General features: G+C 67.9%; 5 protein-coding genes and 1 pseudogene. 1 reads left to right on the top strand and 5 read right to left on the bottom strand.

What is annotated here, in order from left to right; all coding sequences use genetic code 11:
- The 5 genes and pseudogenes from ABDW21_RS14895 to eccB all read right to left on the bottom strand — a co-directional run.
- Positions 1-77: pseudogene (locus ABDW21_RS14895) on the bottom strand (WXG100 family type VII secretion target); the annotation flags it as partial.
- A 114-nt stretch (positions 78-191) separates the two neighbouring features.
- Positions 192-491 carry a PE family protein gene (locus ABDW21_RS14890; protein WP_343602203.1) on the bottom strand — a complete coding sequence of 100 codons (300 nt, stop codon included), beginning with the start codon at positions 489-491 and terminating at the stop codon, positions 192-194.
- 275 nt (positions 492-766) lie between these two features.
- The gene (locus ABDW21_RS14885) at positions 767-976 is read right to left on the bottom strand and encodes a hypothetical protein (protein ID WP_343602202.1); all 210 of its coding nucleotides are present in this window, start codon (positions 974-976) and stop codon (positions 767-769) included.
- Positions 977-1396: 420 nt separating this feature from the next.
- Positions 1397-5620 (bottom strand): type VII secretion protein EccCa, encoded by a 4224-nt coding sequence (gene eccCa, locus ABDW21_RS14880; RefSeq protein ID WP_343602201.1) that lies wholly within the window; start codon positions 5618-5620, stop codon positions 1397-1399.
- Positions 5617-7137: a type VII secretion protein EccB gene (gene eccB, locus ABDW21_RS14875; RefSeq protein WP_343710644.1), complete on the bottom strand. Its 1521-nt coding sequence runs from the start codon at positions 7135-7137 to the stop codon at positions 5617-5619. Before eccB ends, eccCa begins: the two co-directional genes overlap by 4 nt.
- A gap of 268 nt (positions 7138-7405) precedes the next feature.
- Here eccB and malQ point away from each other — a divergent pair, with 268 nt between their 5' ends.
- On the top strand, positions 7406-9559 hold the full coding sequence (gene malQ, locus ABDW21_RS14870; protein ID WP_343602205.1) for a 4-alpha-glucanotransferase: 2154 nt from the start codon (positions 7406-7408) through the stop codon (positions 9557-9559).
- Positions 9560-9734 lie beyond the last annotated feature (175 nt).

Genomic DNA, 9734 nt, shown 5'->3' with positions numbered 1-9734 from the left:
ACGGTCTGGGCGTGCATGTCGAACCGGCCCGCCATGTCGCGCATGGCGTGCGGGTCGGTCATAAAACGGTTAGGCATGTGTCGTTCTCCTTATTCGAGTGAGGATTCGGTGGAGGTGCAAAGCGAGCGGTAACCGGTCCCGAGTTCCCCTTTCCGTTGACCGGTTGCCGTCGACGCCACGACCGCCGGCGCCTAGCCAGCTGCGATCGCGTTGGCGGCTTCGGTGGCGGCGTAGGTGCTGGCGCTGGTGCCCAGGGTGTTGACGAACATCTCGTGGATGGCCGCGGCCTGGGCGCTGACCGCCTGGTACATCTGCGCGTGCGCGGTGAACTGTGCCGCGGTCAGGGCCGACACCTCGTCGGCTGCTGCTGGAACGACCCCGGTCGTCGGGGCCGCCGCAGCCGCGTTCTGGGCGTTCAGCGAAGCCCCGATCCCCTGCAGGCTGCTCGCCGCCGCCGACAACGCCTCGGGCTGTGTGGTCACGAATGACATGTAGCTCCCTCCTTCACTACGTTTGTGCAGTTGCTTCGTTCCGAAGATTAGCCGGTCGAAGGGTGCCCCGCGACTGACGATACCGGGCGTTCGCAAGTGTTCACCCTGCGGCAACAACTACTCCATCTAGAGTAACAACCGAGTAACAGATTGCCCAGCGGCGGCACGTCCGACTTCGATCGCGTCGCGGCCCGCCGCCGGGCTCACGTCAACTGCGGCTCACGGCTTCACGCAGGGGCACCATTACACGGGGTCGCCTTTACACGGGGTCGCTTTCACGCAGGGTGCGGAAATCGGTCCTGCAATGCCCTCAGCAGACGCCGGGCTTCGCCGATACGTGCCTGGATGCGCAGCAGATGCTGGGACGGCGGGACTCCCTCGGCACCGCGGCGTCGACCCGAGGACCTCGACACGCGGTAGGCCAGTTCCTGGAGTTCGATGACCTCGGTGTGCAGGATGCTCTCGAAGAGTCGCGCCTGAGCCACCTCGGCGGGCTGCGCGGGGTGTGCCGGCCCGGTGGCGTGTTCTACTATCCGGTTCCCGTTTGTGATGGTCAGCGGTCGGCAGGCGCCGTTGTCACCGGCGGGCGCCGGTCCTGGCTCTGTCAGATGGAGACGTGTGGTCACATCGGGACGTGTGCGTGACGGCGTGGTCGAACGCGGTGACTCCGCGAGTTGCGTCATGACGACTCCGAATCCGAACACCGTCTGTTCACCGAGCCGAAATTTACCCCCGACCCTGCGCCGTTGCCAGGGATTTCACAGTCGGCCGGGTTCGTTCACGCATGAGACTTCTTTACGACGGCACCCGTACATCAAAAATTAACCCGCGGTCAATCCGACCCTCGGCTGTCCGGCGGCCCGGGAGCACGCGAGCGCGATCGCCGGAGAGGGTTGCGCGGCGCGTCAGCGACGCAGGTCGGTGGCGGCGACCTGAACGTATACGCCGGTGTCTTCGGCCATCAGTAGGCCGCGGCCGCGCGGCAGTTGGCCGCCCTTCATCTTGCCGCGGATGAAGCCCTCGTCGGGATCGGCGTCCATCACCAGCAGCGGCGCGTTGGCCTGATGCATCGCCCGCAGCATGGGGTCGCTGCCCGCTGAGGACCAGCCGCCGAAGGTGCGTGTGACGATCACATGCAGGCCGACGTCGGCGGCCCGGGTCACCCAGGGCGCGGCCTTGTGCAGCGGGGAGTCGAACCCGGGCGGCAGCTGCTGCACGTCGTCGATGATCAAGAAGATCTCCGGACCGCTCCACCAGGACCGCGAGAGCAGCTCTTGGGCTGACAACCCGGGCGGCGGTTCCCGGCGGGTCAGCGTGGCCGCCAGTTCATCGATCAGGACGGCCACGCCGTCGAGGTTGTAGGCGAATTTCTCGACGTAGTCGGTGCCCAGCACGGTCAGGAGCTGACGCCGCGGGTCGACCAGCCAGACCTGCGCTGACGGCCCTGAGGTCTGCGGCGCGGTGCTGGCACCGGGCTCGTAGATCCGCCCGATCTCGGACATGATGGTGGCCAGTGCCGTGGTTCGTCCGCACTCGCGCCGACCGGTCACCATCAGATGCGCGTTCTCGGCGAAGTTCAAATACACCGGCTGCAGGTCCAATTCTGATATCGCCCAGGCGATTCCGCCGGCACCGACACCTTGGCGCTGATCGGCGGCGGCAAGCGTGCGCAGCTGGTCCAAACCGAACCACGCAGGCAACCTGCGCACCGGCTGGGCCTGGCCGGTCGCGACCTGGCTCACTGCGGCGGCCACGCTGTCGGATTCGAACACCTCACCCGGTGTGCTGTCCAGTGCCGGCCTGGCGACCAGCGTGTGCAGACCCGACTGCGGGTCGCTGTCCAGGCGCATATAGTTCACCGCGACCATGCCGCGCCCGGGCTTGACCGGAACGTCCTTGGCGAACCGCGAGCGCACCAGCTTCGCGTCCTCGACCGCGGCCAGCCGCAGCTCCACCCGGGAGCCGAAACCGCTGCGCACCGGGGGCCGCAGCTCCGATTCCCGGTCGGCGGTGGCCACGACGTGAACCCCGAACGACGGGCCCTGGTTGATGATCTGGTTGACCTGCTCGATCAGCACTTCGTTTTCCTCGGCCAGCGCCCGGTAGTTGTCGATCACCAGGTACACGTCGCCGAAGCCATCATCGGGTGCTCTGCCGGGTACCCCTTCCCCGCCGAACTTGCGTCGCCGGAACACCTCCATCGACGGAACGTCGTACTCGAGGAACGAGCGCTTGCGGTTGCGGACCAGCGCCAGCAGCTCGGCCACCGTGCGACGGACACCGTACGGATCGGTGGGACCGGCCACCCCGCCGACGTGCGGCAGCGCGGAGACCGTCGTCAGGGCGGTGCTGCTGTAGGCCAGCACATAGAACTGGACCTGCTCGGGGGTGTGGGTCAACGCCGCGGAGCAGATGAGCGTCTGCACCGCTGTGGTCTTCCCGGAGCCACCCGCGCCCAGGATCAGGACGTTGGCCCCGGCCCCGGAGGTGTCGATGGTCCACGGCGGCTGGTCGTGTTTGAACGGCCGGTCGACGATCCCGATCGGAAAAACCAGGTTCGCGGCGGTGCCGTAATCCTGCTGCCACGGCCGGCCGAGGAAGCGGTTCACCAACTCGTCGATCGCCACCGGCTCGTCCAGCGGCGGATGCCACAACCGGTACGGCTCGAACGGAATCCGGCGCAGCTGGTCGATGATCACCGTGCCGACCTTCGGTGTCCGGATGGCCTCTTCCTCTTCCTCTTCCTCTTCCTCTTCCTCTTCCTCTTCCTCTTCTTCGCCGTCCTCGGCGCCGGAGTTCACCTCGCCGTTGACAGCGCCGTTGAGTTCGCCGTCGATCACGTCGATCACGTCGATCTCCGGCCCGCTCACACCGACTTCGAGAGGCGCGAAATCGGTGGTGAAAAGTTGCGGACGAATGTAATCGACGCTGTGCACCAGCGACACGTCCCCGTTGTCGTCGAGCGACACACCGCGGCGGTAGTCGCGCCACAGGAACTCGGCTTGGAAGCGGATGATCTCGTCGAAGCTCTTGCGGAAGTACCCCAAGCCGGCCTGAGCCGGCAGGTTGACCGCGTTGGGCACCCCGGCTGCCTGCGCGGCGCCGGCGGTGCGGGCCTTCAGCACCAGCCGGTAACCCATGTTCTCCATGAGCTTCTCGGCCCGGCTCTCGATGGTCTGCGACGCCATCATCAGATGGATCCAGTAGGCGCGGCCCTGCCGGCCGATCGAGTCGAGCACGTCGACCGCCGTCGGCATGATGCGGAACCACTCGTAGAACTCGTCGATGACGACCACCAGCATGGGCAGCGGCGGCATGTCCTGGCCGCGGGCCCGCATCCTGGAGCGCATCTCGTTGTACTCCTTGGCGTCGTCGACACTGGCGTTGTCGCAGATCGTCTTGCGCCGTGAGATCTCGCCCCACAGGGCGTCCAGGAAGCGCTCCATCAGCGCCTGGTCTTCCTCCAGGTCGGTGATGATCCGCGAGACGTGCGGAACACCCGAGAACGGACGGACGGCCGACCCGCCCTTGAGGTCGGCAAGGACGAACTGCAGTTCGTCGGGCGGATGCGCAAGCATCAACGACTCGAGCACGGTCCGCACCAGTGTCGACTTCCCCGACCCGGTCGTTCCGGACATGACGCCGTGCGGGCCGTCGCCGCCTTCGTCGAGCGACTTCATGTCCAAGAACAGCAGCTCGCCGTTGTCGGACCGGGTGCCGAACGGCACCCGCAACCGCGAACGCCGCATGGGGTCGCCGCGCGCGGCCCACAGCCCGTTGAAGTCGATCGCGGCGGGGTCGTCAATCCCGTAGTAGGACAGGATGTCTCGCGAACCTATGTGGGCCACCCGCTGCCCGATCTCCTCGTAGGCCTCGGCCAGCCGCCAGTGCGCCATCTGCTGGGTGAACTGTTCGGCTTCGGCTTCGGTGATCTGGTCGGCGAGAGCGAAGAACCACCTGTTGTCGTCGATCACCATCCAGGTGTCGCGGTCGCGGGGCAGCGCCTCGATCACACCGGTGCTGTCGAACTGCAGCACCCGTTCGGGTTGGGTCGTCCACAGCGACGACCCGGTGAGGTCGAAGAACGTCACGCCGTCGACACCTTCGGCGCTGATCGCGTACTCCCACTGCGGATCGTCGAGATCGCAGATGACGAGGTGATGAGGTGTCGGCGTCTCGGCTGACGAGGTGGCGTGTCGGGGGGTGAAAGATCCACGCCCGGAAAATAATTCGCCTTGGTCGGTGGCGAAGTCGCGCACCGATCCGTACACCATCCGTGCGTTGCCGGCTGCGTCGCGGCGCCGCCGATCGCCGAAGTGCGGTAGCCACTTGACCCAATCCCATTGGTCCGCATGGGAAGTGACGACGATCATCTGGAGGTGGTCTGGTCCGTGCGAGAACGCCAGCTGGCAGATGATCGCGCGCATCAGGCCGAGTGTCTGCTCACGCGTGCCGACCAGCGAATACCACGGCTCGACCAGCAGCGACACCATTTTCGGCAGGTTGTACACCACGCTTTGGTAGCGACCGAACTCTTGCAGGGCTTTGCCCGTGACCGGTTCCAGCTCGATGTCGGTCGGCATGTTCTGCGGTTCACCCCAGGTCACCTCGGGCCGCGTCATGCCGACCCCGACCCTCGCGACGCCGAAGTTCAGGTCCTTGCCGTCGGGTTTGCGCTCCCACATCCGGGCCGATCCCACGGCGGCCGCCAGCGTCGTCGGATCGGGGTGAAACCACCGGTAGTTGGCGTCCATGCTGTCCGCGGATTCCTGGGCGGTTTCCCTCAGCAGGTCCAGCATCAGCATGAATTGGGCGCGCATCGCGTCGAGTTTCGGCCGGCTCATCTGCTGCTGGCCGCCGCCGAACCGGCCGCCGAACATCATCATCGCGACGCCACCGATCATGAAGATCGGGAAGATGGAGCCGGCGCCCAGGAACAGTCGCGACCCGTTGGCGACGGTCATGCCGACCATGCCGACCAGCAGGCCGACCACCAGCACCCCGACCACGACCAGCCACCACGGCTTGCCTTCCGGCGGCGGGACGCTCAGCGGTGTCGGTAAGACGATGTTCTCCGGCTTGACGACCGGTCCGCGCTCGGGCGTCGGCCGGGCAAACCCTTGTTTCATTTCGGCATCACCAATTCTGCTGGGTTCATGTCGGTTGGAAGGGTGTCATGACGCACCAGCGCGTCGGCGCGCGACAGCGTCGGTCCCAGCGCCAGCAAACGCAACGCCACCCACGGTGCGGGGCTGGGTTCCGGCGTCAATCCCAGCGCGGTGCGCGCCTCGCGCGAGTTCTCCACGCCGAACCGCACACCCGAATTCGAGAGCCACCACAACGATTCGGAGGTGGCGGCGTCGGGCTGATTGCCGGTAACGCTGACGAAGTTCGCGTAGCCCGGACCGAAGAAGACGCGGTCGGCTTCGCGGCCGGAGTTATCCGCCTTGACCAGCGACACGATTCGCGCGGAGTCGCTGTTCGCCACCGGAACCGTCGGCCCGGATACTACCTGAACCCTGGCCCGCTCCTCGCCGACGGTCTTCTCCCACCACCAGCAGGTCGCCGGGTTGTCCCGGATGTCGACTACGTTCAACGGGCTGTCCGGGTAGGCCGACAGGTCCAGCCCGTTGACAACCGGCATCTTCGCCAGCGCCGATGGCGCCACGGTGATCGGCCGGCCCCCCGGGGTGTTGCCCGTGTTCTGCAGGATCTGCGCGACAATCGGGGTCACGGTCTGCACACCATCGGTCAGCACGACTGAATACTGTTGCGGCCCACTGATTTGCGGTGTCACTATTACTGTTCCCACCGGCCCCGGCGCGTTCGGGAAGTTCGCGGGACCGCCGGCGTCGGGCACCGTCGGAACCGTCAGTTCGGGACCGACCGGCAAGGAGTCGTAGAGCGCACGGCTCATCGGCCGTGCCTGGTTGACCTCTTCGGGTGTCAGACCCAGGGGCAGCAGCACCGCCCGATCCGCCGGGTCGATACGTGACCTGCGCGCCTGGCGGATCACCCAGGTGTCGGTGTCGTAGCGCAGCACCACCGCGTCCGATCCGCCCAGGACCCGTCGGTGCCCCGACAGGTCCGGCTTGCCGTCGATCACGGTAACCGTCACCGGTGCCGGTGCGCCCACTCCCGACGTCGGCGTGACCGCATCGCACACCAGCCACGACGAGGATGCCGGGCTGGTCGGGGCGAACTCCGAGGGCGCCCCGGGAATGCCCACCAGCGGCCCCTGCGGTTGCTGGGCGATCTGACTCGCACGCACCTTGTGCGGGTTGTCGGCCCGCCCGGTGATGAGCCGGGCCGAGGCCAGGTTCAGCGCGGGATACAGCCTGTCGCCGACCCGGACATACAGCGCGCCGGAATCGCGTTCGGCGATGATCGGCGACTCGTTCATCTGGCCGGACGGGTTGATGAACGACCACAGCAGGGAGCCCAGGCAAATCACCGCCGCCGCCGACACCGACGCCACCACCGCCAGAGTCTGGCGCCGGCCGGGTTCGATCTCCATCCGGACTCGCCACCGCGTCAGCGCGATCGCGGTCCTGCGCGCCAGGAACTGGTAACCGGTTACCTGGGTGCGCGTCGACAGCCCGAGGCCGTAGCCCGAACCGCGCTGCTTGCCGTCGTCACCTGGCATTTTCGTTCACCACTCGGTCTGATAGTTCGTTTGAACGCTGCCCGTGCTCGCAATTCACATGGCCAACCGTAAGTCAGCGTCGCGCCCCGCGCCACGCGAGCGATGTCGGATCGGTGACGGGACCGCTTGGTGTGCATCATAGTGGCGATCAGCAAAGCCGGCTTGTCCAGAAACCGACTGCTCGGCGGCAGGGCTGCGTCGGTTTCGGCCCCCGTCGGTTTCGGCCCACGTCGGTCCCGGCGCCTTCCGATCAAGCAAAATGGATGCCGTGACCCAGCCCGCGTCGCCGTTGGCCGCGCTCGCCGGACGGTTCGGGATCGCCACCGAATACGAGGACTGGACTCGTCGCCGGGTGCCTGTCCCGGAGAGCACCCTGGTGGCCGTGCTGGCTGCCTTCGGCGTCGCCGCCGGCACGGAGTCCGAGCGCGCGGCGGCGCTGGCCGCGCACGACCGCGCCTACTGGTCGCGGCCGCTGCCGGCGACGATCGTCGTGCGAGCCGGCACCGAGATGCCGTTTTGGGTGCACGTCACCCACGGGCATCCCGTCGAGGTGTGGCTGCGGCTGGAAGATGGCGCGGTACGCCGCGGGGTGCGGCAGATCGACAACGTCACCGCGCCGTTCGACCTTGACGGGCGCCGGATCGGCGAGGCCAGCTTCGTGCTGCCCGACGACCTGCCGCTCGGTTACCACCGGGTGCATCTGCGGTCGGGGCACGACGAGGCCAGCGCCGCGCTGATCGTGACGCCGGATCGGCTCGACGTGCCGGAGCGGCTGGGCGCCCGCCGCGCCTGGGGCCTGGCCACCCAGCTGTACAGCGTGCGGTCGCGACAGTCCTGGGGTGTCGGCGACCTCACCGACCTCACCGACCTGGCGGTCTGGTCGGCCTCCCAGCACGGCGCCGGTTATCTGCTGGTGAATCCGCTGCATGCGGCGGCGCCGACGCAGCCGATGGAGCCGTCGCCGTACCTGCCGACATCCCGGCGCTTCGTCAACCCGCTCTACCTGCGTGTGGAGGCCATCCCCGAGTTCGCCCAGCTGCCTGGACGGGAACACGTGTGGCGGCTACGCGAAGAAGTGCAACGACACACGGGCGGTATGGACATCGTCGACCGCGACACCGCGTGGGAAGCCAAGCAGGCGGCGCTGCGCCTGGTCCACCAGGTGCCGCGATCGGCTGGTCGCGAACTTGCCTACGCCGCGTTCCGCGAACGCCAGGGATGCGCGCTCGACGACTTCGCGACATGGTGCGCGCTGGCGCAGACATACGGCGCCGACTGGCATCGGTGGCCGCCGGCGCTGCGCCGTCCCGACGCCGGCGAGGTCCGCGACTTCGCCGCCGGACATCCCGAGGAGGTCGACTTCCATCGCTGGCTGCAGTGGCAGCTCGACGAGCAACTCGCCGCCGCCCAGTCTCACGCGAGGGCCGCCGGGATGTCGCTGGGCATCATGCACGACCTCGCCGTGGGTGTGCATCCCACCGGTGCCGACGCGTGGGCGCTGCAGGCGGCGCTGGCACCCGGAGTGACGGCGGGCGCACCGCCCGACGAGTTCAACCAACTCGGGCAGGACTGGTCGCAGCCGCCGTGGCGCCCGGACAGGCTCGAGGAGCAGGGCTACGAACCGTTTCGTGCGTTGATCCGCACCGTGCTGCGCCATGCCGGCGGTGTGCGCATCGACCACGTCATCGGGCTGTTCCGGCTGTGGTGGATTCCCGCCGGCTCGCCGCCCACCCACGGCACGTATGTGCGCTACGACCACGAGGCGATGGTGGGTGTGGTCGCGTTGGAGGCGCACCGGGCCGGCGCGGTCGTGGTGGGCGAGGACCTGGGCACCGTCGAAGAATGGGTGCGCGACTATTTGTGTGCGCGTGGCGTGCTGGGCACGTCGATTCTGTGGTTCGAGCTCGATCGCGACGGTGAGCATGGGCCTACCCCGGTGCCATTGCCGGCCGAACGCTGGCGGCGGGACTGCTTGTCCTCGGTCACCACCCATGACCTTCCGCCCACGGCCGGATATCTTGCCGGTGAGCATGTGCGCCTGCGGGATTCGCTGGGCCTGTTGACTCGACCGGTCGAGGAGGAACTCAGCGACGCCCGAGCTCAGCAGGCGGCGTGGCTGGCCGAGCTGCGCAGGGTCGGGCTGCTGGGGCGGCACGCCGACGTCGAGCAGACGGTGCTCGCGCTCTACCGGTATCTGGGGCGGACGCCGTCGCGCCTGCTGGCGCTGGCGCTGCCCGACGCGGTCGGCGACCGGCGCACCCAGAACCAGCCCGGCACCACCGACGAGTACCCCAACTGGCGGATCCCGCTGGCCGGGCCGGACGGGCGGCCGATCCTGCTCGAGCAGGTGTTCGACGATCCCCGGGCCGCCAACCTCGCCGACGCGCTGCGCGAGCAGACGACCCTTGAGCCGGCCGGGTAGCTGCATGCCCGCCGCCAGTGTCGGGAAGTTCGGCGTGGTCGCCCCGGTCGGTGCGGGTGTCACCGCCGATCCGGGGTGGATGGCGGCCTTCGCCCGTCATCTCGAGGCGTGTGGCTTCGAGTCGATCGTCGTCGTCGAACACACCGTGCTGGCCAGCCGCTACGACAGTATTTAC

Source organism: Mycobacterium sp. (genome assembly GCF_039583805.1).
Taxonomy (GTDB): Bacteria; Actinomycetota; Actinomycetes; order Mycobacteriales; family Mycobacteriaceae; genus Mycobacterium.
This window is presented reverse-complemented; position numbering and strand designations above follow the sequence as displayed.